Origin of the sequence: Yinghuangia seranimata, assembly GCF_029953285.1 — a bacterium.
Classification (GTDB): Bacteria; Actinomycetota; Actinomycetes; order Streptomycetales; family Streptomycetaceae; genus Yinghuangia; species Yinghuangia seranimata.
Genome location: NZ_JASAOI010000038.1, coordinates 80,758 through 107,385, shown reverse-complemented (window position 1 = coordinate 107,385; position 26,628 = coordinate 80,758). Strand labels below are relative to the sequence as shown.

Genomic DNA, 26,628 nt, shown 5'->3' with positions numbered 1-26,628 from the left:
ACGCGGGTCGGAGCGTAGGCCGTGCGAGTGCCACTGCTTGAGGGTTCCTCACTATAACGGTGTTACAGAGCGGTAGTGCGGCATTGCGTCCCGAATCGTTGGAGAAGTCGGGTTCTGGCGTGGAACGTGCGACGCCGGACCGCGGAGCACACTGCTCCGCGGCCCGGCGATCGAACCCTGTGCGGGCCCCAAGGGCCCTGTCCGGTATGGGCGATGACGCCCCGTCAGCCGGCGGCGGCGGCCTCCTTCGGCACGTCGTCGCCGACGAGCGGGAAGTGGCACGCCACCCGGTGCCCCGGCGCCACTTCGCGCAGCTGCGGGACCTCCTCGGCGCACCGGTCGGTGGCCAGCGGGCAGCGCGTGCGGAACCGGCAGCCGCTCGGCGGCCGCATCGGCGAGGGGATCTCGCCCTTGAGCGCGGGCCCCGAGTGCGACGCGCCCGGGTCGGGCGCGGGGACCGCGTCCAGCAGCGCGCGTGTATAGGGGTGCGCGGGCGAGTCGTAGATCGCCGCGGTGTCGCCCGTCTCGCAGATCGTGCCCAGGTACATCACCGCGACCTCGTCGCTGATGTTCCGGACCACCGCGAGGTCGTGCGCCACGAAGATCATCGAGACGCCGGTGGACCCCTTCATCTCGTCCAGCAGGTCGAGCACCTGCGCCTGCACCGACACGTCCAGCGACGCGACCGGCTCGTCGCAGATCAGCAGGTCCGGGTTGACCACCATGGCGCGCGCGATCGCGATCCGCTGGCACTGGCCGCCGGAGAACTGGTGCGGGCGGCGCTCGGACACGAAGTCCGGGTCCAGGCCCACCTTGCGCAGCATGTCCGCGACCCGCGGCCCGATCTCAGCGGTCGGCGTGCCGGAGATGACCAGGCCCTCGGCGACGATGTCCTTGATCTTGCGGCGCGGGTTGAGCGCCGAGATCGGATCCTGGAACACCATCTGGATGCGCCGGCGCATGGTGCGCAGGCCGTCCTTGGACAGCTTGGTCAGGTCCTGCCCGTCGAACACCACCGAGCCCGAGGTCGGCGTGGTCAGCTGCAGGATCGCGCGCGCCAGCGTGGACTTGCCGCAGCCCGACTCGCCGACCAGGCCGAGCGTCCTGCCGCGCTTGAGCTCGACGCTCACGCCCGCGACCGCGTTGACCACACCGCCCGGCACCCGGAACCGCTGCACCAGGTCGTTGACGCTGAGCAGCACGTCGTCGGACACGGCCGTGTCACCGGCGGTGGCGGTGCCGGTCGCCGAGCCGGTCGGCTCACCGGTCTCGGGGCTGGTCTCGGCGGTCATGCCGGAACCTCCTTGCTCAGGCTGGGCTTCGCGTCCTCGGCCTCGGCCTCGGCCTCGTCGTCGGCCTCGTCCGCGGCGTCGCCCGCTTCGGCGGCCTCGGACGTCTCGGACGTCTCGACCGGTTCCGGCGCGTCGGCCTCCTCGACTTCGGCGGCCTCCTCGGCCTCCTCGACCTCGGCGGTCGAGTCGGCGGCCTCGGACGTCTCAGGCGCCTCGGACACGTCGGTCGCCTCGGTGTCCTCGGCCTCGGCGGCCTTGACGGCCTCCTCGACCTCGGCGGTCTTGACGGCCCCCTCGACTTCGGCGGCCTCGGTCTCCCCGCCGACGGCCACCGGGTGGTGGCACGCGGACAGGTGCCGCGGGTTGCCGTTGGCGGTCATCACCGGGCGTTCGGTGCGGCACACGTCGTCCGCGGCCGTACAGCGGGCCGCGAACGCGCAGCCGCCCTTGAAGGTGACCAGGTCCGGCGGGCTGCCCGGGATCGGCCGGGGCCGCTGGTCCTTCGGCACGTCCAGGCGCGGCACCGCGGCGAGCAGCGCCTCGGTGTACCGGTGCCTGCGGTGCGCGAACAGGTCCTGCGTGGGGGAGTGTTCGACCATGCGGCCGGCATACATGACCGCGATCTCGTCGGTGCGGCCGGCCACCACGCCCAGGTCGTGGCTCACCAGGATCATGCCCATGCCGCGGTCGGCCTGGATCTCCTGGAGCAGGTCGAGGATCTGGCGCTGCACCGTCACGTCGAGCGCGGTGGTCGCCTCGTCCGCGATCAGCAGGTCCGGGTCGCAGGCCAGCGCCATGGCGATGGTGACGCGCTGGCGCATGCCGCCGGACAGCTGGTGCGGGTACTGCTTCGCGCGCTTCTCCGGCTCCGGGATGCCGACCAGCTTGAGCAGGTCGACGGCGCGGGTCCGGGCGTCGGCGCGCGACATGTCCAGGTGCTCGCGCATCGACTCGGTCAGCTGCCGGTCGATGCGGACCACCGGGTTCAGCGACGTCATCGGGTCCTGGAAGACCATCGCGACGCGGTTGCCCCAGACGGCGCGCGCCTGCTTGCGCGGGATGCCGACCAGTTCGGCGCCGCTCAGCTTGACGCTGCCGCTGATCTTCGCGATCGAAGGGCTGATGCCCATGAGCGAGCGGACGAGCATCGACTTGCCGGAGCCGGACTCGCCCACGAGGCCGAGCGTCTGGCCGTTCCCGATACGGAAGGAGACGCCGTCGACCGCCTTGAGCGTGCCGCGCGGTGTGTTCAGGTGAACCTTGAGGTCCTCGACCTCAAGGAGCGGGACGTCCGACGCCGAGGCGTCTTTGTTCCGGTCCATCAGTGCGGTCCCGTCTGTCGAGACTTGAGGTTGTCGGACTTAGAGGTTCGAGTCGCGGACGTCGAACTTCGAGCGCAGCCGGTCGCCGATCACGTTCAGCGAGAAGACCGTCAGGAACAGCACGGCACAGGGCACGAACACCTGGCCGGGGTAGTCCTCCAGGTTGTCCTTCTCCTTGTAGACCATGCCGCCCCAGCTGGGCTCGGGGTCCGGGACGCCGACGCCGAGGAAGGACAGCGAGCCCTCGGCGACGATCATCACGGCCATCACGATCACGGCGTACGACAGGATCGTGGCCACCGTGTTCGGCATGAGCTCCTTGAACATGATCCGGCCGGGCCGCGCGCCCATCGCCTTGGCGACCACCACGTACTCGCGTTTCGACTGCGCGATGGCGTTGGCCTTGGTGAGGCGGTAGAAGCCGGGGACCGTCAGGATCGCGAGCCCGAGGGTGATCGTCCAGACGCTCGGCGGGTACAGCACCGACGACATCATCAGCAGGAGCAGCAGCGGCGGGAACGCGAGCAGCGCGTCCGCGAAGATGTCGATGACCGCCTCGGTGGTGCCGCGGAAGTACGCGGACACCAGGCCGAGCAGGCCGCCGATGAGGATGCCCGACGCGACCGGGATGGTCGCCACGGTCACGGAGGTGCGCGCGCCGGCCGCGATGCGGGACAGCGTGCTGCGGCCGAGGTAGTCGGTGCCGAGGAACTCCGGCCACGACGAGAACGGCGACTCGTGCGCGCTCGCGTCCGGGACCGGTTGGTCGTACGGGTTCGGCAGCAGGTCGGCGAACACCACCATCAGCACGATGATCCCGAGCCACGCGCAGGCGAACCACCACAGCAGTCCGGCCTTCTTGCGCTTGCCCTTGATCTCGGCGGCGGCCTCGCCCGGCGTCTCGACGCCGGATTCCGTGAGCCCCAGGCTGTTCTCGGTCTGGGTGAGGCTCATCGCGCCCTCACTCTCGGGTCGATCAGCATGTATCCGATGTCGACCAGGGCGTTGAGCACCACATAGCCGACGGCGATGACCACGACCGTGCCCTGCACGGTCGGGATGTCCTTCGCGTTGATCGCGTTGACGATGCTCTGGCCCAGGCCCGGGATGCCGAAGTAGAACTCGACGATCACCGTGCCGCCGATCAGCCGGCCGAGCGTAAGGCCGGAAATCGTGATCAGCGAGAACGACGAGGGCCGCAGCGCGTGGCGGAAGAGCACGTACGGCGCGGAAAGACCCTTCGAACGCGCCGTGAGGATGTAGTCCTCCTGCAGTGTGCCGAGCATGTCGCTCCGCAGCAGCCGCTGGAACTGCGGGATTTCCGCGAGGGCGAGCACGATGGCCGGCAGCCACAGGTACTCGAGCCCGTCGATGAAGTTCGCGGTGCCGAGGTCGGTGCTCAGGTTCGGGAACACCGGTGAGATCACGCCGGGCACCGAGAAGAGGTAGACCAGGAGGATCGCGCTGACGAACGGCGGTACCGCGAGGAGTCCGGACGACACGCCGCCGAGCACCTTGTCGGGTATTCGGCCGGCTTTCGCCGCCGCCCACACGCCCAGCGGCACCGCGACACCGAGCGCGATGATCAGTGCGGCGAGGGCGAGTTCGAGGGTGACGGGGTAACGCTCCTTGATGCCGTCGATCACCGGCTGGTCCGTGGCCATCGAGGTGCCGAAGTCACCGGTGACCGCGTCCTTGACCCAGGTCCCGTAGCGCTCGAGGAGCGGCTTGTCGTAGCCGTACTCGTGTTCGAGCTTCTTGATGTCCTCGGGCTTCATATCCATGGTGATCTTCGGCGCCACCGGAGTCGCGGACGAATCGCCGAGTTTCAGCATGTCCGGCATCGCGGTGGTGGCGAGCGTGACCAGGAACAACACCGGTATCAGATGGAGGACCTTGCGACCGAGCAGGCGCCACACGACGGCGTCACCCCCTCTCGCAGGTCTGGTCGGCTGACTGGTCTGCTGACCCGTCGCCTGTCGTAAACGGGACAGATTCGAACAGGATGGAGCGGGTGCGCGTGGCGGACGTATTCCGGCTGGTGACACGTGCCATGACGGGCCGTCAGTTAAGCGCGGTGATTAATTACGGCAGTGAGCGCGATCAATGTCAATGCATTCGAGTGATCCGTCTCACCGTGCCCCCCAGGCTTTGCCAACTGTCCGGTCTGCGTTTCTCGGGCCGTTCGTATCCGCGTCTGACCTGTGCCGATCCGGTGTTCGCGGGTCCGCTTCGGGGCGGGCGCGGACCATACGGTGGAGTACTGCCGGGTGGGCCGCCGGCGGCGTACGCCCCCTGGCCGGAAACCGCCGCGCCGCCCCGCGGCGGGCCTCCCGGCGCGGGCGTGCGCGGCCGTTCACGCCGCCGAAACACTCGTGCGGCAACCGTCACCTGTGTGAAACACGGCGCGACACGCCGTGAAACTTCACGCCTCGAAGGTTCTTCCCATGAGCCCCGGAGGTCGGCCGGGGCCCCGGAGAAGAGAGGCAGAGTATGGACACGGGTAACACCGCCTTCGTACTCGTGAGCTCTGCACTGGTGCTGTTGATGACGCCGGGCCTGGCGTTCTTCTACGGCGGCATGGTGCGGGCCAAGAGCGTCCTGAACATGCTCATGATGAACTTCATCTGCATCGCGGTCGTGACCGTGCTGTGGGTGTTGTACGGCTGGTCGGTCGCGTTCGGCAACGCCAACGACGCCCCCGACGGCAGCTCCGTCTGGGGCGGCTTCAAGCAGTGGGCGCTGCACGACATCTCGATGATGGACGGGCAGTACCTCACCACCGGGGTGCCCACCATCGCCGTGGTCGCGTTCCAGCTCATGTTCGCGATCATCACGCCCGCGCTCATCAGCGGCGCCATCGCCGACCGCGCCAAGTTCACCGCGTGGACGCTCTTTGTCGCCGTGTGGTCGACGATCGTGTACTTCCCCGTCGCGCACTGGGTGTTCTCGCCGAACGGCTACATCAACGCGAAGCTGCACGTCATGGACTTCGCGGGCGGTACCGCGGTGCACATCAACGCGGGTGCCGCGGCCCTCGCCCTCGCCCTCGTGCTCGGCAAGCGCGTCGCCTGGCGCAAGGACCCGATGCGTCCGCACAACGTGCCGTTCGTGATGCTCGGCGCCGGCCTCCTGTGGTTCGGCTGGTTCGGCTTCAACGCCGGCTCCGCGCTGGCCGCCAACGGCGCCGGCTCGATGGTCTTCATCAACACGCAGGCCGCCACCGCCGCCGCCGTCATCGGCTGGCTCGTCGTCGAGAAGATCCGCGACGGCCACTTCACCACGCTGGGCGCGGCGTCCGGCGCGGTCGCCGGCCTCGTCGCGATCACCCCGGCCTGTGCGTCCGTGAGCCCGCTCGGCTCGCTGGCGATCGGCCTCATCGCCGGTGCCGTCTGCGCCCTGGCGATCAGCCTGAAGTACAAGCTCGGCTTCGACGACTCGCTCGACGTCGTCGGCGTCCACCTGGTCGGCGGCATCGTCGGCACGCTCCTCATCGGCCTCTTCGCCACGAAGGAGATGGTCGGCACCGTCTACACCAACGGCGCCGAGGCGGGTCTGTTCTACGGCGGCGGCGTCACCCAGCTCGGCCGCCAGGCCGCGGGTGCCGGCATCGTCCTGGTCTACTCGTTCGTGGTCGCCTTCGCCCTCGGCTTCGTGATCGACAAGGTCATGGGCTTCCGGGTCTCCGAGGACGACGAGGTCACCGGCGTCGACCAGGTCGAGCACGCCGAGACGGCGTACGACTTCGCCACCATGGGCGGCTCGCTCCGCCCGGCGGGTGCCGGCGTCGCCACCGCCGCCCCCGCCTCCCCGGCCGCGACGGAAACGAAGGTGGACGCGTGAAGCTCATCACCGCGGTGATCAAGCCGCACCGGCTCGACGACGTCAAGAACGCGCTGCAGGCCTACGGCGTGCACGGCCTGACCGTCACCGAGGCCAGCGGTTACGGCCGGCAGCGCGGCCACACCGAGGTCTACCGGGGCGCCGAGTACCAGGTCGACCTCGTCCCCAAGGTCCGCGTCGAGGTCGTCGCGGACGACGACGACGCCGAGGAGCTCCTCGAGGTGATCGTCAAGGCCGCCCGCACCGGCAAGATCGGTGACGGCAAGGCCTGGGTCGTCCCGGTCGAGAGTGTCGTCCGGGTCCGTACCGGGGAGCGTGGGCCCGAAGCGCTCTGACGCCTCGGCCCGCACCACCGCAGGACACCAGCCGCGAGCCCGCACCGCCACCAGGCGGGCGGGCTTGCGGCGCACCCGCCCTGAGCCAGGAACCCGCTCCGCACCCCCAGGAGGCCGCCGTGGCGAGTCCGAGCCCCGCCACCGACCGCTACACCCGAGGCCGCGAGGAACTCCTCGGCGACACCGGCCAGGGCGGCCACGAGCGGAGACGCGCGCTCGCGGCGCTCGCGGACCGCTGGCTCACCGACCTGCTGTCCGAGGCGGGGGGCGACACAAAGGGCGGTGTGCGCGACGCGCTCTCGAACACGGGCGGTGAGGGGCGACAGGCGGGCGTGGCGCTCGTCGCGGTCGGCGGCTACGGCCGCCGCGAGCTGTCCCCGGGCAGCGACCTCGACGTCCTCCTGCTGCACGACGGCCACCGCGACATCGCGGCCCTCGCCGACGCCGTCTGGTACCCCGTGTGGGACGCCGGCACCCCGCTCGACCACGCCGTCCGCACCCCCGACGAGGCCCGCCGCGCCGCCGCCGACGACCTGCGCGTCCACCTCGGCCTGCTCGACGCCCGGCACATCGCCGGCGACGACGCGCTCACCGCCCAGGTCCGCACCGCCGCGCTCACCGCGTGGCGCACCGGCGCCGCCAAACGGCTGCCCGAGCTGTGCGCCTCCGGGCGGGAGCGGCACGAGCAGCACGGCGAACTCGCGTTCCTGCTCGAACCCGACCTCAAGGAGGCGCGCGGCGGACTGCGCGACGCCGCCGCGCTGCGCGCCGTCGCGGCGTCCTGGGTCGCCGACGCCCCGCACGAGGAGGTGGACGCCGCCCGCGCGACCCTCCTCGACGTCCGCGACGCGCTGCACCTGACCACCGGCCGGTCCGCCGACCGGCTGCTGCTCCAGGAGCAGGACCCGGTCGCGCGCGCCCTCGGGCTGCTCGACGCCGACACGCTGCTGCGCCGCGTCTCCGAGGCGGCGCGCTCGCTCGCGTACGCGTCCGACGTCACGTGGCGCGAGGTCAACCGGGTCCTGGAGGCGCGCGGCGGAACCGTGCGCCGGATCCTGCGCGGGCGCAACGGGGGGCGCGGGGCCGGGCCCGAGCGCCGTCCGCTCGCCGAGGGCGTCGTCGAACAGGGCGGCGAGGCCGTCCTCGCGCACAGCGCCCAGCCCGCCCGCGACCCGGGACTGCTGCTGCGCGCAGCCGCCGCGGCCGCGCAGGCCGGGCTGCCGCTGTCCCGGCACGCCGTCGACCGGCTCGCGGCCGACTGCCCGGCGCTGCCCGAGCCGTGGCCGCCCGCCGTCCGCGAGTCGTTCGTCGCGCTGCTCGGCGCCGGCCGCAGCGCCCTGCCGGTGTGGGAGGCCCTCGAGTCCCGGCGGCTGATCACCCGGCTGCTGCCCGACTGGGAGCGGGTCCGCTGCCGCCCGCAGCGCAACGCCGTCCACCGGTTCACCGTCGACCGCCACCTGGTCGAGACGGCCGTGCAGGCCGCCGCGCTCACCCGCCGCGTGTCCCGGCCCGACCTGCTGCTCGTCGCGGCCCTGCTGCACGACGTCGGCAAGGGCTGGCCCGGCGACCACAGCCTCAGCGGCGAGGTCATCGCGCGCGAGGCCGCCGCGCGCATGGGCTTCCCGAAGGACGACGTCGACGTCATCGGCACGCTCGTCCGGCACCACCTGCTGCTCGTCGACACCGCGACCCGCCGCGACCTCGACGACCCCGTGACCGTCTCGTCCTTCGCCGAGGCCGTCGGCTCGGTCGAGACCCTGCACCTCCTGCACGCCCTCACCGAGGCGGACGCCGCAGCGACGGGGCCCGCCGCATGGAGCGCGTTCCGCGACGCGCTGTGCCGCGACCTGGTCGCGCGCGCGTCGCTCGTCCTCGCCGGGCGCCCAGCCACGGCGGCACCGCCGATCGACACCGCACTGCTGCGCCTGGACGGGCACGCCGAGGGCGGTTTCGCGGTGACCATGGAGCCGCTGTCGTACGGCGCCGAGGTCACCGTCGCGGCCCCCGACCGGGTCGGCCTGATGGCGCTGGCCGCCGGCGTCCTCGCGCTGCACCGGCTGACCGTGCGCTCGGCCGTCGCGGACACCGTCGACGGCACGGGCATCACGGTGTGGACGGTCGAGACCGAGTTCGGCTCGCTGCCCGACCCCGCCGCGCTGCGCGAGGACGTGCGCCGCGCGCTCAACGGCGGCCTCGACGTCGCGGGCAAGCTCGCCCGGCGTGAGGCGGCGTACGCGCCGCGTCGCGGTACCACCCCCGCGCCCCCGCGCGTGGAGGTGGTGAGCGGCGCGTCGGAGACCGCCACCGTCCTGGAGGTCCGCGCGCACGACGGCCCGGGGCTGCTGCACCGCATCGGCACGGCGCTCGCCGAGGCGCAGGTCAGCGTGCGCCAGGCCCGGGTGAGCACGCACGGCGCCGACGCCGTGGACGCCTTCTACGTGGTGGACGGGTCCGGCCTGCCGCTGGAACCGGAGACCGCGCGGCGGCTCGCCAAGTCGTTGGAGAAGGCGCTGGGCTGAACCGCCACGTACCGACCCCGGGTAGGCTGGGACGGTTCGCACCCCCATCACTCGTGACGAAGGACCACTGCCGACGTGTTCGACACTCTTTCCGACCGCCTCGCAGCGACCTTCAAGAACCTCCGTGGCAAGGGCCGGCTCTCCGAGGCCGACATCGACGCGACCGCGCGCGAGATCCGGGTCGCCCTGCTCGAGGCCGACGTCGCGCTGCCGGTGGTCCGCGAGTTCGTCGCGCAGATCAAGGAGCGGGCGCGCGGCGCCGAGGTGTCGCAGGCGCTGAACCCGGCGCAGCAGATCGTCAAGATCGTCAACGAGGAGCTCGTCAAGATCCTCGGCGGCGAGACCCGGCGGCTGCGGTTCGCCAAGAACCCGCCGACCGTGATCATGCTCGCGGGCCTCCAGGGCGCCGGTAAGACCACCCTCGCGGGCAAGCTCGCGAAGTGGCTCAAGTCGCAGAAGCACTCGCCGCTCCTGGTGGCCTGCGACCTGCAGCGCCCCAACGCGGTCAACCAGCTCAGCGTGGTCGCCGAGCGCGCGGGCGTCGCGGTCTACGCGCCCGAGCCCGGCAACGGCGTCGGCGACCCGGTCAAGGTCGCCCGCGACTCGATCGAGTTCGCCCGCACCAAGCAGTACGACGTGGTCATCGTCGACACCGCCGGCCGCCTCGGCATCGACGCCGAGATGATGCAGCAGGCCGCGGACATCCGCGACGCGGTGTCGCCCGACGAGATCCTCTTCGTCGTCGACGCGATGATCGGCCAGGACGCGGTCACGACCGCGCAGGCCTTCCTCGACGGCGTCGGCTTCGACGGCGTCGTGCTCTCCAAGCTTGACGGCGACGCGCGCGGCGGTGCCGCGCTCTCGGTCGCGCAGGTCACCGGCCGCCAGATCATGTTCGCCTCCAACGGCGAGAAGCTCGACGACTTCGACGCGTTCCACCCGGACCGCATGGCGTCGCGCATCCTCGGCATGGGCGACATGCTCAGCCTCATCGAGATGGCCGAGCAGAAGTACGACGCCGAGGTCGCGCTCAAGGCCGCCGAGAAGATCCAGAAGGGCGGCAAGGACTTCACTCTGGAGGACTTCCTCCAGCAGATGGAGCAGGTCAAGAAGATGGGGTCGATCTCCAAGCTTCTCGGCATGCTGCCCGGCATGGGGCAGATGAAGGAGCAGATCGACAACATCGACGACCGTGACCTGGACCGCGTCGCGGCGATCATCAAGTCGATGACCCCGGGCGAGCGCGACGACCCGAAGATCATCAACGGTTCGCGGCGTGCGCGCATCGCGAAGGGCTCCGGCTGCACCGTCACCGAGGTCAACAACCTGATCGAGCGGTTCTTCGAGGCCCGCAAGATGATGACCTCGATGGCCCGCGGCGGCTTCCCGGGCATGCCGGGGATGCCGGGCATGGGCGGCGGCAAGCAGAAGAAGGCGCCCAAGCAGGCCAAGGGCAAGCGCCAGTCGGGCAACCCGATGAAGCGCAAGCAGGACGAGCTGGCGGCGGCGCAGCGGCGCGAGGAGCGCGCGGCCGGGGCGTTCCAGCTGCCGGGCGACGACACAGACCCGTCGAAGTTCGAGCTTCCGAAGGGATTCGAGGACTACCTCAAGTAGCCTCGGCGAGCGATGGCACTTCACCTTTGGCCCCGCGACCGTGCGTGCGGGGATACTCCGTTCTTCATGTCGTCTGGCAGCTCGAAGTCTCCGTCGGCCCTGCGGACGCGGGGATGAGCGCGTTCACCCGGCCGGGATACCGGGTCGGGGTCCGGCCCGTGCGCGACGACGACGCCGCGGCGTACCGCGAGGCCGTCCTGCGCTCCCTCGACCACATCACCGTGTGGAACCCGGCCGACCCGGAGGGGTTCCAGGAGATGCTGGCCGCTCAGGGCCCCGGCATGCGGACGTTCCTCGTCGTCGACCTGGAGGACGACGCGCTGGCCGGCAAGGTCACGGTGGCCAACATCGTGCGCGGCCGGTGGCGCAACGCCTCGCTCGGTTACGACGCCTACCTGCCGTACGCGGGCACCGGCCGGATGACCGAGGCCCTGCACCTGGTCGTCGACCGCGCGTTCGCCCCGGCGTCGCGCGGCGGCCTCGAACTGCACCGCCTGGAGGTCAACATCCAGCCGGGCAACGAGCGGTCGATCGCGCTGGCCAAGCGGCTCGGCTTCCGGCACGAAGGCTTCTCGCCGCGCTTCCTGCACATCAACGGCGCGTGGCGCGACCACGAGCGGTTCGCGATGACCGCGGAGGAGTGGCCGGGCCTCGGCTGAGACCCGGCGCCCCCGACCGCGCCCCTTCCCCGGATTGCTTGCCCGTGACAAGCTTCCGGGGTTTCGGAGGACCGGAAGGGGAGCACGTCGTGAGCGAGTCGCACAGCCCGGTGGGCCCGTACCTGGTGGAGCCCTGCATCCACCCCGAGCTCGCGGCGCACACCGCGCACTTCGACAAGCGGGTCTACACCGTCGCGGACCACGTGCACGTCGCGGTCGGCTGGTCGTCCGCGAACGCGATCGTCGTGGAGGGCCCCGAGGGCCTGGTCGTCGTCGACACCGGCAGCGGCGTCGACCTGGCCGCCACGATCGAGGCCGAGCTGCGCCCGCACCTCAAGGACCCCGCCGCGCCCGTGCGCGCGGTCGTCGTCACCCACCACCACCCCGACCACGTCAACGGCGTCGGCCACTGGGTGTCCGCCGAGGACGCCGCCGCCGGCCGCGTCGCGGTGTACGCGCACCGCACCTTCCTCGACAGCCTCACCGACCAGTCGGGACCCGCGCTGCACATCATGGGCCTGCGCTCGGTGTACTCGCTCGGCAACCTGCTCGGCCCCGAGGACACCCGCGGCGGCAACGACGCGGTCGGGCCGCACGCCGGCGTCGGCCAGCCGTCGTTCGTCATGCCGACCCACCTCGTCGACGACGAACTCGAGGTCACCGTCGCGGGCGTGCGGCTCCGGATGTTCCACAACCCCGGCGAGACCGACGACGCGATCAGCGTGCACCTGCCCGACAGCGGCGTCGTCCTGTGCGGCGACACCATCCAGGGCCCGACGCTGCCCAACATCCACACGCTGCGCGGCTGCCGCTACCGCGACCCCATGCAGTGGGTGCGCAGCATCGACGCGCTGCGCGCCTGCCGCGCCGACCACCTCGTGCCCAGCCACGGGCAGCCGGTGTCCGGCGCCGACGCCGTCGAGGAGGTGCTGGGCGTCGAACGCGACTGCATCCAGTACATCCACGACCAGACCGTGCGCCTGATGAACCAGGGCCTGACCCCGGACGAGCTCGCCGAGGCCGTCGAACTGCCCGCGCACCTGGCGGAGTTCAAGCCCTACGCGCGCGAGTACTACGGCACCGTCAAGCACACCGTGCGGCAGATCTTCTTCGGCTACCTCGGCTGGTTCGGCGGCGACCCCGTCGACCTGGACCCGTTGCCGCGCGCGGAGGCGGCGCGGCGCACCGTCGCGCTCATGGGCGGGCGCGAGCGGGTGCTCGGCGCGGCCCGGGAGGCGTACGACGCCGGCGAGTTCCAGTGGGCCGCCGAGCTCGCCACCCACCTCACCCGCACCGACCGCGACGACACGGACGCCCGGCAGCTCAAGGCGGCCTGCTTCCGCCGCCTCGGCTACGCGCACATGAATATCAACTGGCGTAACTGGTACCTGAGTTCGGCGAACGAGCTGGAGGAGAAGATCCAGCCGATCCTGCCGTTCATCAACTTCGCGCAGATCTTCGCGCCGCGCGACCTCGTCGCCCGCATCCGCGCCGCGTGGCTCGTCGAGCTGTTCACCACCCGGCTGCGCGCCGAGGACAGCGGCGACGTCGACCGGATCCTCGGCCTGCGCGTCACCGGCGGCGAGCACTACGGCACCGAGGAGGTCGCGCTGCACGTCAGGCGCGGCGTCGCCCGGTTCCTCACGGAGATCCCCGCCGAGGCCGACCTCGTCGTCGAGATCACCCGCTTCGCACTCGAGGAACTGCACCTCGGCACGGCCGACCTGCGTACCGCGTTCGCCCGCGGAGGCGCCGCCGCGGTGCGCGGGGACGAGGCGGCCGCGGCCGCACTGCTCGACCTGTTCGATCCGATCAAGCCCGAGAAGCCGACGGAGCTCACCTTGAGGTGAAGCCCGTTCGGGAGGAGGGTCGGGAGCCCGTACCATGTGGCGTCATGGCAAAGGCTCCCATCCTCACCCCGCAGGCGGACGACTTCCCGCGCTGGTACCAGGACCTCATCGGCAAGGCCGAGCTGGCGGACAACGGGCCGGTGCGCGGCACCATGGTCATCCGACCGTACGGCTACTCGCTGTGGGAGCGGATGCAGTCCGAGGTCGACGCCCGGATCAAGGACGCGGGAGCGCAGAACGCGTACTTCCCGATGTTCATCCCCGAGAACTACCTGACCCGCGAGGCCGAGCACGTCGAGGGCTTCAGCCCCGAGCTCGCGGTCGTCACGCACGGCGGCGGCAAGCAGCTCGAAGAGCCCGTCGTGGTCCGCCCCACCTCCGAGACGATCATCAACGAGTACTTCTCGAAGTGGGTGCAGTCGTACCGCGACCTGCCGCTGCTCATCAACCAGTGGGCGAACGTCGTCCGCTGGGAGATGCGCCCGCGCGTCTTCCTGCGCACCACCGAGTTCCTGTGGCAGGAAGGCCACACCGCGCACATCTCGTACGAGGACGCCCGCGACTACGCGTCGCGCATCCACCGCGAGGTCTACGGCGACTTCATGCGCAACGTGCTCGGCATCGACGTCGTGCTCGGCCGCAAGACCGCCCGCGAGCGGTTCGCCGGAGCGATCAACACCCTCACCCTCGAGGGCATGATGGGCGACGGCAAGGCGCTCCAGATGGGCACCTCGCACGAGCTCGGCCAGAACTTCGCCAAGGCCTTCAACACGCTCTACCTCGCCGACAGCGGCGAGCGCGAGTACGTGTGGCAGACCTCGTGGGGCGTCAGCACGCGCATGGTCGGCGGCCTGATCATGAGCCACGGCGACGACAACGGCCTGCGCGTTCCGCCGCGCCTCGCGCCGGTGCAGGCCGTCGTCATGGCGATCAAGGGCGACGACGCCGTGGTCGAGGCCGTGCGCGCGCTCGGCGACCGGCTCAAGGCGGCCGGCGTCCGCGTCGTCGTCGACGACAAGACCGACACCCCGTTCGGCCGCCGCGCGGTCGACTGGGAGCTCAAGGGCGTGCCGGTCCGGCTCGAGATCGGGCCGCGCGACCTCGAGGGCGGCACCGCGATGCTGGCCCGCCGCATCGCGGGCGGCAAGAGCCCCGTGCAGCTGGACACCGTCGTCGAGACCGTCACCGCGGTCCTCGAGGAGGACCAGGCGCTGCTGCTCGCGCAGACGGCGGAGCGCCGCGCCGCGCGTACCGTCGACGTCACCTCGATCGGCGAGGCCGTCGAGGCCGCCGCCACCGGGTGGGGCCGGATCCCGTGGGCGGACCTCGGGCCCGAGGGCGAGGCCAAGCTCGCCGAGCAGGGCGTGTCGGTGCGCTGCCTGGTCACCGCCGACGGCGGCGTCCCGGAGGCGGACGACCAGCCGGGCAACATCGCGATCGTGGCCCGCGCCTACTGAGGCACGGGTTTCGCGGTTCTGTGTTTTCTGCTTTTCTGCTTTTCTGCGTTTCCGCGTTCAGCGCGTTTTACGCAGGTCAGCGTGCGGACGCGGGCCCTGGATCCCGGGCGATTGGGATCCGCGGCCCGCGTCTGGCAGAATGGCCTGCTGAGTACCCGGAGCATCGTCGGACCCTCTCTCCGCATGACTTCGTGTCCACTGACCGACCGATCGCATGTCCCCACGTGACGACGCGGTCGCTCACCCACGTCAAGATGCAGGAGACACCACTCCCGTGGCAGTCAAGATTCGCCTGAAGCGCCTGGGCAAGATCCGCAGCCCGCACTACCGCATCGTCGTCGCCGACGCCCGCACCAAGCGTGACGGTCGCGCGATCGAGGAGATCGGTATCTACCACCCGATGGAGAACCCCTCGCGCATCGAGGTCAACTCCGAGCGGGCGCAGTACTGGCTCGGTGTCGGCGCGCAGCCGACCGAGCAGGTCGAGGTCCTCCTCAAGCTCACCGGCGACTGGCAGAAGCACAAGGGTCTGCCGGCCCCGGCCGAGGGCACCCTCAAGGTCGCCGCGGCCAAGGCCGACAAGAAGGCCGTGTTCGAGGCCGCCGCCAAGGAAGCCGCGGACGAGCCGAAGGACGGCGCCACCACGCCGAAGCAGAAGAAGGAGAAGAAGGTCGAGGCCGCCGCCGAGACCGAGGCTCCCGCTGCTGAGGCCGAGGCCGCCGAGTCTGCGCCGAGCGAGGGCTGACCATGCTCGAAGAGGCCCTTGAACACCTGGTCAAGGGAATCGTCGAGAACCCGGACGACGTCAAGGTCCGGGCGCGCAACCTGCGCCGCGGCCGCATCCTCGAGGTGCGCGTCCACCCGGACGACCTGGGCAAGGTCATCGGCCGTGGCGGCCGCACCGCGCGTGCGCTCCGCACCGTCGTGACCGCCCTGGGCGGGCGCGGCGTCCGCGTCGACCTCGTCGACGTCGACCAGGTGCGCTGAGTCCTCGCGCGCAAGCGCTTTGGGGCGGCCTTCCACATCTGTCCATCCGATGTGGAAGGCCGCCCCTTTTTTGTTCGACCCTCCGGGGTCCGGCTGAGGAGTAGAGCAGTGCAGTTGGTGGTCGCCCGGATCGGTCGGGCGCACGGCATCCGCGGGCAGGTCAGCGTCGAGGTCCGCACCGACGAGCCCGAGCTGCGGCTCGCGCCCGGCGCGGTGCTGGCCACCGACCCGCCGTCCGCGGGTCCGCTGACGATCTCCGCGGGCAAGGTGCACAGCGGGCGGCTGCTGCTGAGCTTCGAGGGCGTCGCCGACCGCAACGGCGCCGAGGCGCTGCGGAACGTGCTGCTGATCGCCGAGGTCGACCCGACCGAACTCCCGGACGACCCCGAGGAGTTCTACGACCATCAGCTGATCGGCCTGGACGTCTTCCTGGAGGACGGCACTGCGATCGGCGAGGTCCACGAGATCGCCCACCTGCCGTCGCAGGACCTGCTCATCGTGAAGCGCCCGGACGGGCGCGAGGTGATGGTGCCGTTCGTCGAGGAGATCGTGCCCGAGATCGACCTCGACGAGCAGCGCGTGGTCATCACGCCGCCGCCCGGGCTGATCGAGCCGGACGAGGCGGAGGTCGCGTCGTCCCGCGACGCCGAGGGCGGCGATGAGGCCGAGGGCGACGAGGGCTCCGAGGGCGGCGCGGGGGAGTCGGCGTCGTGAGGATCGACGTCGTCACGATCTTCCCCGAGTACCTCGCCCCGCTGGACGTCTCGCTGGTCGGCAAGGCGCGTGCCAAGGGGCTGCTGGACGTGCGGCTGCACCAGCTGCGCGACCAGGCCCACGACGTGCACCGCACGGTCGACGACACGCCGTACGGCGGCGGCCCCGGCATGGTCATGAAGCCCGAGCCGTGGGCGGCCGCGCTGGAGGAGGTCGCGCCGGTCGGCGGCGACGCGGTGCCGCGGCTGATCGTCCCGACGCCGTCCGGTCGGCCGTTCACGCAGGAGCTGGCCGTCGAACTGGCGGACGAGCCCTGGCTGGTCTTCGCCCCCGCGCGCTACGAGGGCATCGACCGGCGGGTCATCGACGACGCCGCGACCCGCATGCGCGTCGACGAGGTCTCCATCGGCGACTACGTGCTCGCCGGCGGCGAGGTCGCCGTGCTCGTGATGGTCGAGGCCGTCGCGCGGCTGCTGCCCGGCGTGCTCGGCAACGCCGAGTCCGTGCGCGACGACTCGTTCGCGCCCGGCGCCATGGCCAACCTGCTCGAAGGCCCCGTGTACACCAAGCCCGCCGAGTGGCGCGGGCGCGCGGTGCCGCCCGTCCTGCTGTCGGGCAACCACGGCGCGATCGCCCGCTGGCGCCGCGACGAGGCCCTCCGCAGGACCGCCGCGCACCGCCCCGACCTGCTGGAACGCCTCGCCGCCGGGGACGTCGACAAGCACGACCGGAAGACCCTCGCCGAGCTCGGCTGGAGCGAGCGGGACGGCCGGTTTTCACCCGACGGCACCCCTGTGGCAGACTGAGTAGCTGTTGTCGTACGACCTGATCCGGCCCTACGCGTTCACCGCGTGCCGGAGGTGCCCCTGCCACAGGGGGAGTGCCACCGCGAAGGTCTGCGGCCCTTTTCACGTAGACACCACGACATGCCGTGGGTGACCTGTGGCACCTGCGAGAAAGCGACGCCAGCCATGGCCAACATCATCGACGGCCTCGACGCCGCCTCCCTGCGCGACGACATCCCGGCCTTCCGCGCCGGTGACACCCTCAAGGTGCACGTCCGCGTCATCGAGGGCAACAAGTCCCGCGTCCAGGTCTTCCAGGGCTTCGTCCTGCGCCGTCAGGGCTCGGGCGTCCGCGAGACCTTCACGGTCCGCAAGGTCAGCTACAACGTCGGTGTCGAGCGCACGTTCCCGGTGCACACCCCGGTGATCGAGAAGATCGAGATCGTCACCCGCGGCGACGTCCGCCGCGCGAAGCTGTACTACATGCGCGACCTGCGCGGCAAGGCCGCGAAGATCAAGGAGAAGCGCGACGCTTCCGGCCGCACCACGGTCTGAACCGCGTAAGCGGGTAGACCGGCCCACTAGGCTCGTCCGCGATGGACGACGCAGCGAGCACGGTCGAGACGGGGGAGACCCCGGCACCCGCCGAACCGGACACCGGCCGCGGCTCCACGGCGGAGACCTCCACGGAGGACTCCGCCGGCACCTCGAAGAACGAGGGCACGGAGCCGCGGCCGACGCATGCCCGCAACGGGGACGCCCCGGTGGTGAGCCTGGTCAAGCCCCGGGCGGAGGTCGCGCGACGGCCGACCGCCGCGGGCAAGGCGTCCGCCCCGGTGGTCACGCCGGCGCCTGCCCCGGTGGTCACCGCGGCGCCGGCCCGGGTGTCTGCCCCGGCACCCGCCAAGACGTCTGCCCCGGCGCCCGCTTCGGCGGTCGTCGTTGCGGAGGCTGTTTCGGAGGCGGAGTCGGCGGACGAGAAGGTGTCGCTGGTCAAGGTCGCTGAGCGGCCGGGTGCCGCGACCGGCGTTGCCCTCAAGGACGCCCCCGCGGACGCCGGCCCCGGGACTCGCGCCAAGACCGACGCCGACGAGGACGCCGCGCCTGCGGCCGAAGCCGAGGTCGACGCCGACGAGGACGACGACGCCGACGAGGACGCCGCGCCGTCCGGGCGCCGCAGGCGGATGCCCGCCTGGCTCGAACTGCCGCTGATGCTGGCGTTCGGGCTGCTCGTCGTCGTGGTCCTGCACATGTACGTGGCCCAGCCGTTCGTCATCCCGAGTGGTTCCATGGAGAACACCCTCGAGATCGGCGACCGCGTGCTGGTGAACAAACTGGCGTACGGCTTCGGCGACCATCCGCAGCGCGGGGACGTCGTGGTGTTCGACGGCACCGACGTCTTCACCTTCGGCGGAGACGGCGGCCACGCGTCCAATCCCGTCGGCCGCGCGCTCGAGGGGATCGGTTCGATGTTCGGGTTCGGGAACTCGGACGAGACCGATTTCGTCAAGCGGGTGATCGGCATCGGGGGGGACCACGTGGTGTGCTGCGACACACAGGGGCGCATCACCGTCAACGGGGTGGCGCTCGAGGAGTCGGACTACCTGTATCCGGGGGACGCGCCCTCGAAGATCAAGTTCGACGTCGTCGTGCCGCGCGGCGAGCTGTGGGTGATGGGGGACCACCGCGGCAACTCCGCGGACTCGCGCGAGCACATGGGACAGCCGGGCGGCGGTTTCGTGCCCGAGGACCACGTCATCGGACGGGTCGACTGGATCATCTGGCCGGTGAGCCGCATGGGCGGCGTCGACCGGCCCTCCACGTTCTCGCAGCCGGGCATCGACCGGCAGGACGGCGGACAGCCGGCGGGCCAACGCCGTGGGTAAGCGCGGCAAGCCGCGCGAGTCGAGGATCCCCGGGGGACGCGCGCGGCCGACGACGCCCGTGGCCCCGGACACACCCGCGTCCGTCGGGAACGACGCCGACGGCGGTGCGGTCGGACCCATGGGCCCGGTCGACCCGGCCGCGCGGCCAGGCTCGGCCGATCCCGTCGACATGGACGCCACCGCGCAGCTTCGCGCCGTCGACCCGGACGCCAAGCCCGTCGGCGACGCCGCGGACGGGTCGGACGCGTCGGCCCCGGAGTCGGGCGGGCGTGCGGCGGCGCGCGGGCGGACCGGCACCAAGCGCGGCTGGCGGCGCAAGGACAAGCCGGTGTCGCTGCTGCGCGAGATCCCGATGCTGGTCGTGGTGGCGGTCGTGCTCGCGCTCGTCATCAAGACGTTCTTCGTCCAGGCGTTCTTCATCCCCTCGGGTTCGATGCAGGAGACCATCGGGATCGGCGACCGCGTGCTGGTCGACAAGTTCACGCCCTGGTTCGGGTCCAAGCCGGAGCGCGGCGAGGTCGTCGTGTTCCGCGACCCGGGCGGGTGGCTCGGGCACAAGCAGAAGACCGACCCGCCGCCGGGGGTCAAGCAGCTCAAGCAGGCGATGGTGTTCGTGGGGCTGCTGCCGTCCGACGACGAGCAGGACCTCATCAAGCGGGTCATCGGGGTCGGCGGCGACACGGTGGCGTGCTGCGACGCGTCCGGCCGGATCACCGTCAACGGGGTGCCGCTCGACGAGCCGTACATCTATCCGGGTGACGCGCCGTCGAACCAGCAGTTCTCGGTCAAGGTGCCGCCGGGGCGACTGTGGGTGATGGGCGACCACCGCGGCGACTCGTCCGACTCGCGGGCGCACCAGGACCGGCCGGGGCAGGGCACGATCTCGGAGGACGACGTCGTCGGGCGGGCGTTCACCGTGGCGTGGCCGATCAGCCGCTGGCGGGGCCTGCCGGTGCCCAGCACGTTCGAGGGTGCCGGGAAATTTACCAATCCTGGCACTGCGATTGCGGTTCTCCCGCCCGATCCGGTCGTTATGGGGTTGGCGGGTGCCGTTCCGGTGATCCTCGTCCGGCGGCGTGTACGCTCGCGCCCGCGGGACCGGGAGTTCCAGGCGCGCCGCCCCGGCACGTGACGCGATCGCGCGGCGAGTCACCGTGCGTGCCGACAGTCAACGCATGACGATGGACGGATGACAGCGCGCCGGAGTGCCGGATGCCGTGGTCACAGGTACGAGGAGGCGCCGTGGGGGAAGTCGTGGTCGGAGCACGGTCCGCAGGTGGAGACGACGAGCAGGGCCGTCGGCCCGAGCAGCCGCAGGAGCTGCCCGAGCCGGGCCCCGCGGCCGCGTCGGGCGGTGGCGCGTCGGCCGCCGGAAGTGCCGGGCCCCAGGAGGGGGCCGGCGGGCCGTCCGTACCGCACCCCGGGAACGCTCCTGACGCGGACTCCGGCACGGCTCCGGGCGCAGGCCCCGCCGCGGGCGGTGCGGGCGACGACGCTGACGAGGCCGACGGCTCCGGCGGCGACCGCACGCAGCGGCCCGCCAAGAAGGGGTCGTTCTGGAAGGAGCTGCCGCTCCTCCTCGGCATCGCGCTGGTGCTTGCGCTGATCATCAAGACGTTCCTCGTCCAGGCGTTCTCGATTCCGTCGGAGTCGATGGAGGACACCATCAAGGTCGGCGACCGCGTGCTCGTCGACAAGCTGACGCCGTGGTTCGGCTCCGAGCCCGAGCGCGGCGAGGTCGTCGTCTTCCACGACCCGGGCGGCTGGCTGGAGGGCGCGCCGGAGGAGTCGAGCAACGGCTTCGTGCGCGGCATGCAGAAGGCGCTGTCGTTCGTCGGGCTGATGCCGTCGGCGGACGAGAAGGACCTGATCAAGCGGGTGATCGGGGTCGGCGGCGACACGGTGGTGTGCTGCGACCAGCAGGGTCGGATCACGGTCAACAACGTGCCGCTGGACGAGCCCTACCTCAAGCCCGGCGTCGCGCCGTCGGACGAGCCGTTCATGGTGAAGGTGCCGCCGGGGCGCCTGTGGGTGATGGGTGACAACCGCAGCAACTCGCGTGACTCGCGTGCGCACCAGAAGCTCGGCGAGCCGTTCGACGGCACCGTCGACCAGGACCAGGTGATCGGGCGCGCGTTCACGGTGATCTGGCCGCTGGACCGGATCCACTGGCTGGGCGTGCCGGACACGTTCGACCAGAAGGGTTTGTCGATGGCGCCGATGGCACTCGGTATGGCGGGCGCCGTGCCGCTGGTGCTGTGGCGCAGGCGGCTGTTGGACCCGCGGCGCGGGGACGCGACGACGGGGGCGCCTCCCGTGTGACACGGGGGCGTCGGGTGAGGTGACCGCGGAGGCCGGAATTCGCACGGGTGTGCGAATTCCGGCCTTCGTCGCGCGCGGCGGGCACAATCGGCAGATGACATCGAACGCCGCCGTCCCGCCGTCCGCGGGATCCGCCGTCCCCGGGGCGCCCGCGAGCCCGTGGCCGGAGCCGCTGCCGCACCCGGTGCCGGACTATCCGGCCGACCTGCGCGTGGACCTGGTCAGGAAGGCCGTACGGGTGGTCCTGCGGGACGCGTCGGACCGGATCCTGCTGTTCCACAACAACGTGTCCTCGAGCACACCGTCGGAGTGGTGGGACCTGCCGGGCGGCGGGCTCGACCCGGGCGAGACGTATGTCGACGCGGCGGTCCGCGAGATCGCCGAGGAGACCGGGCTGACCCTGGACCCGGCCGACGTCGGGCCGCCCTTGTGGCGGCGCAGCTCGACGTGGACCCGCGGGGAGTACCGGCGGGTGCAGCACGAGTACGTGGTCGCGGCGCGGATCGACGCCGAGGCGCCCGCCCTCAACACGAGCGGGTGGACGCAGGAGGAGGTCGACGAGTACGACGGGGCTCGGTGGTGGACCCTGGAGGAGATCGTCGCGAGCTCGATGAACTTCTATCCGGGCCGGCTGCCGGAGCTGCTGCCCGTGTTTCTGGCGGGCGAACTGGTGGACGAGCCGTTCGAGTGGTGGAACTGAGTCGTCGGGCTCGGCCGGTGGTGCCGTGCGGGGGAGCACGCCGGTACACAATGGGAAACGACAGCGAAGCGCAGGAGCGAGGGGCGCGCATGAGTGCGGAGGATCTCGAAAAGTACGAGACCGAGATGGAGCTTCAGCTCTACCGCGAGTACCGCGATGTCGTCGGCCTCTTCAAGTACGTCATCGAGACGGAGCGGCGCTTCTATCTCACGAACCAGTACGAGCTGCATGTGCGCTCGGCCGACGGCGAGGTGTTCTTCGAGCTCGCCATGGCGGACGCGTGGGTCTGGGACATGTATCGTCCCGCCCGGTTTGTCAAGAATGTCCGCGTATTGACGTTCAAGGACGTCAACGTGGAGGAGCTGACCAAGAGCGACCTGGAGATGCCGTCCGGTAACGACGGCTTCGGGACGTAGCGAGAACGAGCGCGAACCAGCGCGAACGGCTGTATCCGACCGCGGCGCCCGCTGATGCGGACGCCGCGGTCGGCCGTTTCCGGCGTGTGCGCCGCGGCGGGGGCGGTGGCGGCTGCGCCGAGCGGGTGAACCGCCGTCCACAGGTTGTGGCCGTCCACAGGTTGTTGATCTTGAATCTGCGCCCCGGCGCCTCCGCCCCGCATTGTCGGGGGCGGAGGTGGTCGAATGTCCGGGAACGGGGACGGCGACGGACGGAATGGGGCCGGAACCCCCACACGCGGCTCCGCGGCGCGGAACGCCGCCCTGGGGCGCTACGGCGAGCGGGTCGCCGAGCGCAGGCTGGTCGAGGCCGGGATGGTGGTCCTCGACCGCAACTGGCGGTGCGCCGCCGGTGAGCTCGACCTCGTGGCGCTCGACGGCACGGTGCTGGCCGTATGCGAGGTCAAGACCCGCTCGGCGCCGGGCTTCGAGCACCCGTGCGCCGCGATCGGGGTGGAGAAGGCCGCCCGGCTGCGTGCCCTCGCCCAGCGCTGGATCGCCGCCCACCCGGCCCTCGTGCGGCCGGGCTGCGAGGTGCGCGTCGACCTGATCGCGGTGGTGCGGGCCCCGCGCGGGGCTGCCCGGGTCGAGCACGTGAAGGGGGCGTGCTGACATGGCGTTCGCCCGCACCCGCTCGGTCACCCTGCTCGGCGTCGACGGCGTGGTGATCGAGGTCCAGGCCGACATCGAGCCCGGCCTGGCGGTGTTCAACCTGGTCGGCCTGCCGGACAGGTCGGTCAGCGAGTCGCGCGACCGGGTCCGCGCCGCCCTGGTCAACAGCGGCGAGGAGTGGCCGCCCCGGCGCATCACCGTCGGGCTGTCGCCGGCCACCGTGCCCAAGAGCGGCAGCGGCTTCGACCTCGCCGTCGCGTGCGCGGTCGTCGCGGCCAACGGCGCGCTCGACCCCGAGCGCCTGGCCGAACTGATCATGGTCGGCGAGGTCGGGCTCGACGGCCGGGTGCGCCCCGTGCGGGGCATCCTGCCGTCCGTGATGGCCGCCGCCGCGGCGGGCTGCCGCCGGGTCGTGGTGCCGGAGTCGGTCGCCGTCGAGGCCCGCCTGGTGCCGGACATCACGGTGCTGGGCGTCCGCTCGCTGCGGCACCTGTTCGCCGTGCTCCGCGGCCTCCCGGAGCCCGACGAGCCGGGCGGCGACGAGGCCTACGGCCCCGACCCCGAGACCGTCGGGCCGATGCTGGTCAGCGGCCCCGGCGTCCCCGGCGCAGCTGGGCCCGACCTCGCCGAGATCGCCGGCCAGGCCCGCGCCCGGCGCGCCCTCGAGGTGTGCGCGGCCGGCGGCCACCACTTGTACCTCCTCGGCCCACCCGGCGCAGGCAAGACCATGCTCGCCGAGCGCCTCCCGGGCCTCCTCCCACCCCTGGAGCCCGCAGCCGCCCTGGAGGTCAGCGCCGTCCACTCGGTGGCCGGCACCCTGCCGCCCGACCAGCCGCTGGTCACCGCACCCCCGTTCTGCGCGCCCCACCACTCCGCGACCATGCCGAGCCTCGTCGGCGGCGGCAACGGCCTGCCCCGCCCGGGAGCCGTCTCCCTGGCCCACCACGGCGTGCTCTTTCTGGACGAGGCTCCGGAGTTCAGCACCCGCGCGCTGGACGCGCTGCGGCAGCCGCTGGAGGGCGGCACGGTGACCGTCGCCCGCAGCGCGGGCACGCTGCGCTTCCCGGCGCGGTTCCTCCTCGTGCTGGCGGCCAACCCGTGCCCGTGCGGGCGGTTCGCCGGCAAGGGCATGGACTGCACGTGCTCACCCGTCATGCGCGCGAAGTACCTGGCCCGGCTCTCCGGCCCGCTCCTGGACCGGATCGACGTCCGCGTCACCGTCGACCCGGTCTCCCGCGCCGAACTCCTGGAACCCGCCGGCACCGGCGAGTCCACCGATGTGGTCGCCGCCCGCGTCCACGAGGCCCGCGCCCGCGCCCACGCCCGCTACGCCGACACCCCGTGGACGATGAACGCCGAAGTCCCCGGCCGCGAACTCCGCACCCGCTGGTCCACCGACCCGGACGCCCTCGCCTCGGCCGCCCGCGACCTCGAACGCGGCATCCTCACCGCCCGAGGCCTCGACCGCGTCCTCCGCGTCGCCTGGACCATCGCCGACCTCCGCGGCCACGACCGCCCAGCCCTCGCCGACGTCGACGCCGCCCTCGAATTCCGCACCGGCGTCCGCCGAGGCGCCGACACCACCATCGGCCTCTCCCGCAAGCACGTCCCGGACGCCACCGAAACCGCCCTGGCCCAACTGGCCACCCTCGACACCGACCGAGAACGCCGCGACCGCTACGAGTACGACGACGAGGAACTGCCATGAGGCCGCACCGCGAGACCCGTGCCGTGCACCCGCCCCCATCCGCGTGCGACGAGGAACGGGTGCGCCGCCGTGCGGCGGTCGCGGCATCGGCTCGCGCGGCACGCGTCGTCCGTTTGCAGGACTGATCGTTCGCCGGACCGATGTGCGGGCTAGGCCGCTTGCTCGTGCCTCTATCCGGCTGTCCGTCCGCTCGCCCGTCGGCCCGTCCGCTCGTCGGGCCGTTTGGCTGTCGGTCCGCCCCGCTCGCCCGCCAGTTCACCGTTGGGGGGCTCGGCGGGATTGTTCTCGACCTTTGTTGGAGGAGCCGTCATGGATGACGAACACGTCGCGCGGGCTGCGCTCGTGCGGTTGGGGGAGCCCGGCGACACGGCGCTCGGGGCTGCCGTGCGGGTGCATGGGCCGCAGGAGGTGTTGCGGGTGTTGCAGTCAGACGGGCCGTTGCCGACGGAGTTCCGGCGGCGGGATCCCGCTGGGTACCGGGTGCGGTTGGGTGGGCCCGCGGCGGCGGATGATCTGGCGACCGTTGCTCGGCTCGGTGGGCGGTTCGTCGTTCCCGGCGACCGGCACTGGCCCACGCAGCTCGACGATTTGGGGGACGCGCGGCCGATCGGGCTGTGGGAGCGCGGGCCGCGGCCCGCGCGGTTGGCGGCGTTGGAGTCCGTCGCGGTCGTCGGGTCGCGCGCCAGTACCGACTACGGCGACTACGTCACCGGGGAGCTGGCGGTCGGGCTCGCGGAGGCGCGCTGGACGGTGGTGTCCGGCGGGGCGTACGGCATTGACGGGGCCGCGCACCGCGGGGCGTTGGCCGGCGGCGGTCCGACCGTCGCGGTGCTCGCCTGCGGGATCGACGTCGCCTATCCGCGCGGCCATGACCGGTTGCTGGCCCGGATCGCGGAGGTCGGCACGGTGGTCAGCGAACTACCGCCGGGGTGTCCGCCGAGCCGGGTGCGGTTCGTCGAACGCAACCGCGTCATCGCCGCGTTGACCCGCGGCACGGTCGTGGTGGAGGCGGCCGTCCGCAGCGGCGCCCTGGTCACCGCGCGGCGCGCCCAGCGCCTGGGCCGGGTGGTGATAGGTGTTCCGGGCCCGGTGACCGCGCCGCAGTCGGCCGGCGTGCACCAACTGCTGCGCGACGAGGAGACGGTGCTGGTCACCGGCGCCGCGGAGGTGGTCGAGTGCGTGGGCCGCATCGGTGTCGACCTCGCGCCGCCGCCCGTCGGCCCGGCGCGGTTGTGGGACCGGCTCGACGCCGAGGCGATGCGGGTGCTGGAGGCGGTGCCGCCGGGGCGGTCCGCCAGCGAGCCGCACATCGCGCGGGCCGCAGGCGTCGGTCCGGGCCCGGTGGCGGCGCATCTCGCGGCGCTCCGCGAACTGGGCCTCGTCGAACCGGAGTCCGATGCGGGTGCCGCACGGTCCTGGCGCCGCGCGTCCGCCCCGCCGCTCCCGCCGGAGGACGGCGAGGCCGTCCGGGCCTCCGGCGCGCTCGGGCGTGCGGGCCCCGCGCAGGTGCGTGCACGGGCCGCGCCCACGTGACGTGGCGGTGCTTGACCGGGCGCGGCCGACTGATC

Annotated in this window: 24 protein-coding genes; 20 read left to right on the top strand and 4 right to left on the bottom strand. The window is 72.0% G+C overall.

Translation table 11 applies throughout. The annotated features are described in order from the left end of the window. Positions 1-224: 224 nt before the first annotated feature. The 4 genes from QI554_RS24385 to QI554_RS24370 are packed head-to-tail and all read right to left on the bottom strand — an operon-like array spanning position 225 to position 4,533. Entirely contained in the window at positions 225-1,292 is a 1,068-nt protein-coding gene (locus QI554_RS24385) for an ABC transporter ATP-binding protein (protein WP_281472351.1), read from the bottom strand. Continuing rightward, the gene (locus tag QI554_RS24380) at positions 1,289-2,614 is read right to left on the bottom strand and encodes an ABC transporter ATP-binding protein (RefSeq protein ID WP_281472350.1); all 1,326 of its coding nucleotides are present in this window, start codon (positions 2,612-2,614) and stop codon (positions 1,289-1,291) included. Before QI554_RS24380 ends, QI554_RS24385 begins: the two co-directional genes overlap by 4 nt. Before the next feature lie 39 nt (positions 2,615-2,653). Further along, a complete protein-coding gene (locus QI554_RS24375; protein WP_281472349.1) occupies positions 2,654-3,568 on the bottom strand; it encodes an ABC transporter permease in 915 nt (304 codons plus the stop codon). Further along, the gene (locus QI554_RS24370) at positions 3,565-4,533 is read right to left on the bottom strand and encodes an ABC transporter permease (RefSeq protein WP_281472348.1); all 969 of its coding nucleotides are present in this window, start codon (positions 4,531-4,533) and stop codon (positions 3,565-3,567) included. The genes QI554_RS24375 and QI554_RS24370 overlap by 4 nt, the downstream gene beginning before the upstream one ends. A 574-nt stretch (positions 4,534-5,107) precedes the next feature. Here QI554_RS24370 and QI554_RS24365 point away from each other — a divergent pair. The 20 genes from QI554_RS24365 (at position 5,108) to dprA (ending at position 26,593) form a co-directional block, all read left to right on the top strand. Further along, a complete protein-coding gene (locus QI554_RS24365; RefSeq protein WP_281472347.1) occupies positions 5,108-6,457 on the top strand; it encodes an ammonium transporter in 1,350 nt (449 codons plus the stop codon). Further along, positions 6,454-6,792, top strand: coding sequence for a P-II family nitrogen regulator (locus QI554_RS24360; protein WP_281472346.1), 339 nt, complete (start codon positions 6,454-6,456; stop codon positions 6,790-6,792). The genes QI554_RS24365 and QI554_RS24360 overlap by 4 nt, the downstream gene beginning before the upstream one ends. A gap of 119 nt (positions 6,793-6,911) precedes the next feature. Continuing rightward, complete coding sequence (locus QI554_RS24355) at positions 6,912-9,311, top strand: [protein-PII] uridylyltransferase (RefSeq protein WP_281472345.1); 2,400 nt, start codon at positions 6,912-6,914, stop codon at positions 9,309-9,311. Between the two features lie 75 nt (positions 9,312-9,386). Then, positions 9,387-10,925 carry a signal recognition particle protein gene (gene ffh / locus QI554_RS24350; protein ID WP_281472344.1) on the top strand — a complete coding sequence of 513 codons (1,539 nt, stop codon included), beginning with the start codon at positions 9,387-9,389 and terminating at the stop codon, positions 10,923-10,925. Positions 10,926-11,038: 113 nt separating this feature from the next. After that, positions 11,039-11,584 (top strand): GNAT family N-acetyltransferase, encoded by a 546-nt coding sequence (locus tag QI554_RS24345; RefSeq protein WP_281472343.1) that lies wholly within the window; start codon positions 11,039-11,041, stop codon positions 11,582-11,584. Positions 11,585-11,673: 89 nt separating this feature from the next. Next, positions 11,674-13,434 carry an alkyl sulfatase dimerization domain-containing protein gene (locus tag QI554_RS24340; protein WP_281472342.1) on the top strand — a complete coding sequence of 587 codons (1,761 nt, stop codon included), beginning with the start codon at positions 11,674-11,676 and terminating at the stop codon, positions 13,432-13,434. Positions 13,435-13,478: 44 nt separating this feature from the next. Further along, positions 13,479-14,891, top strand: a complete 1,413-nt coding sequence (proS, locus tag QI554_RS24335) for a proline--tRNA ligase (protein WP_281472341.1) — start codon at positions 13,479-13,481, stop codon at positions 14,889-14,891. Between the two features lie 274 nt (positions 14,892-15,165). Then, positions 15,166-15,636: a 30S ribosomal protein S16 gene (gene rpsP / locus QI554_RS24330; RefSeq protein WP_281472340.1), complete on the top strand. Its 471-nt coding sequence runs from the start codon at positions 15,166-15,168 to the stop codon at positions 15,634-15,636. Positions 15,637-15,638: 2 nt separating this feature from the next. Then, positions 15,639-15,878, top strand: coding sequence for an RNA-binding protein (locus tag QI554_RS24325; RefSeq protein WP_235052715.1), 240 nt, complete (start codon positions 15,639-15,641; stop codon positions 15,876-15,878). A 108-nt stretch (positions 15,879-15,986) separates the two neighbouring features. After that, the gene (gene rimM, locus QI554_RS24320; RefSeq protein WP_281472339.1) at positions 15,987-16,592 is read left to right on the top strand and encodes a ribosome maturation factor RimM; all 606 of its coding nucleotides are present in this window, start codon (positions 15,987-15,989) and stop codon (positions 16,590-16,592) included. Next, positions 16,589-17,398 (top strand): tRNA (guanosine(37)-N1)-methyltransferase TrmD, encoded by an 810-nt coding sequence (trmD, locus tag QI554_RS24315; protein WP_281472338.1) that lies wholly within the window; start codon positions 16,589-16,591, stop codon positions 17,396-17,398. Before rimM ends, trmD begins: the two co-directional genes overlap by 4 nt. Before the next feature lie 165 nt (positions 17,399-17,563). Continuing rightward, positions 17,564-17,932, top strand: a complete 369-nt coding sequence (gene rplS / locus QI554_RS24310) for a 50S ribosomal protein L19 (RefSeq protein ID WP_281472337.1) — start codon at positions 17,564-17,566, stop codon at positions 17,930-17,932. A gap of 428 nt (positions 17,933-18,360) precedes the next feature. Next, positions 18,361-19,263, top strand: a complete 903-nt coding sequence (lepB, locus tag QI554_RS43415) for a signal peptidase I (RefSeq protein WP_425528044.1) — start codon at positions 18,361-18,363, stop codon at positions 19,261-19,263. 118 nt (positions 19,264-19,381) lie between these two features. Further along, the gene (gene lepB / locus QI554_RS24300) at positions 19,382-20,395 is read left to right on the top strand and encodes a signal peptidase I (RefSeq protein WP_281472336.1); all 1,014 of its coding nucleotides are present in this window, start codon (positions 19,382-19,384) and stop codon (positions 20,393-20,395) included. Positions 20,396-20,505: 110 nt separating this feature from the next. Then, positions 20,506-21,585 (top strand): signal peptidase I, encoded by a 1,080-nt coding sequence (gene lepB, locus QI554_RS24295; protein WP_281472335.1) that lies wholly within the window; start codon positions 20,506-20,508, stop codon positions 21,583-21,585. Positions 21,586-21,679: 94 nt separating this feature from the next. Beyond that, entirely contained in the window at positions 21,680-22,285 is a 606-nt protein-coding gene (locus QI554_RS24290; RefSeq protein WP_281472334.1) for an NUDIX hydrolase, read from the top strand. An 89-nt stretch (positions 22,286-22,374) separates the two neighbouring features. Further along, on the top strand, positions 22,375-22,701 hold the full coding sequence (locus QI554_RS24285) for a DUF2469 domain-containing protein (protein WP_281472506.1): 327 nt from the start codon (positions 22,375-22,377) through the stop codon (positions 22,699-22,701). A 225-nt stretch (positions 22,702-22,926) separates the two neighbouring features. Continuing rightward, positions 22,927-23,352, top strand: a complete 426-nt coding sequence (locus tag QI554_RS24280; RefSeq protein ID WP_281472333.1) for a YraN family protein — start codon at positions 22,927-22,929, stop codon at positions 23,350-23,352. A gap of 1 nt (position 23,353) precedes the next feature. Next, entirely contained in the window at positions 23,354-25,060 is a 1,707-nt protein-coding gene (locus QI554_RS24275; RefSeq protein ID WP_281472332.1) for a YifB family Mg chelatase-like AAA ATPase, read from the top strand. Between the two features lie 309 nt (positions 25,061-25,369). Continuing rightward, a complete protein-coding gene (dprA, locus tag QI554_RS24270; protein ID WP_281472331.1) occupies positions 25,370-26,593 on the top strand; it encodes a DNA-processing protein DprA in 1,224 nt (407 codons plus the stop codon). Positions 26,594-26,628 lie beyond the last annotated feature (35 nt).

Bases quoted from the DNA above. Each gene is read 5' to 3' on its own strand.
- QI554_RS24325 (WP_235052715.1), top strand. From the start codon at position 15,639: ATGCTCGAAGAGGCCCTTGAACACCTGGTCAAGGGAATCGTCGAGAAC.
- dprA (WP_281472331.1), top strand. From the start codon at position 25,370: ATGGATGACGAACACGTCGCGCGGGCTGCGCTCGTGCGGTTGGGGGAG.
- QI554_RS24285 (WP_281472506.1), top strand. From the start codon at position 22,375: ATGAGTGCGGAGGATCTCGAAAAGTACGAGACCGAGATGGAGCTTCAG.
- QI554_RS24345 (WP_281472343.1), top strand. From the start codon at position 11,039: ATGAGCGCGTTCACCCGGCCGGGATACCGGGTCGGGGTCCGGCCCGTG.
- QI554_RS24365 (WP_281472347.1), top strand. From the start codon at position 5,108: ATGGACACGGGTAACACCGCCTTCGTACTCGTGAGCTCTGCACTGGTG.
- QI554_RS24380 (WP_281472350.1), bottom strand. From the start codon at position 2,614: ATGGACCGGAACAAAGACGCCTCGGCGTCGGACGTCCCGCTCCTTGAG.
- rplS (WP_281472337.1), top strand. From the start codon at position 17,564: ATGGCCAACATCATCGACGGCCTCGACGCCGCCTCCCTGCGCGACGAC.
- lepB (WP_281472336.1), top strand. From the start codon at position 19,382: ATGGGCCCGGTCGACCCGGCCGCGCGGCCAGGCTCGGCCGATCCCGTC.
- proS (WP_281472341.1), top strand. From the start codon at position 13,479: ATGGCAAAGGCTCCCATCCTCACCCCGCAGGCGGACGACTTCCCGCGC.
- QI554_RS24275 (WP_281472332.1), top strand. From the start codon at position 23,354: ATGGCGTTCGCCCGCACCCGCTCGGTCACCCTGCTCGGCGTCGACGGC.
- QI554_RS24385 (WP_281472351.1), bottom strand. From the start codon at position 1,292: ATGACCGCCGAGACCAGCCCCGAGACCGGTGAGCCGACCGGCTCGGCG.
- QI554_RS24290 (WP_281472334.1), top strand. From the start codon at position 21,680: ATGACATCGAACGCCGCCGTCCCGCCGTCCGCGGGATCCGCCGTCCCC.
- QI554_RS24280 (WP_281472333.1), top strand. From the start codon at position 22,927: ATGTCCGGGAACGGGGACGGCGACGGACGGAATGGGGCCGGAACCCCC.
- QI554_RS24375 (WP_281472349.1), bottom strand. From the start codon at position 3,568: ATGAGCCTCACCCAGACCGAGAACAGCCTGGGGCTCACGGAATCCGGC.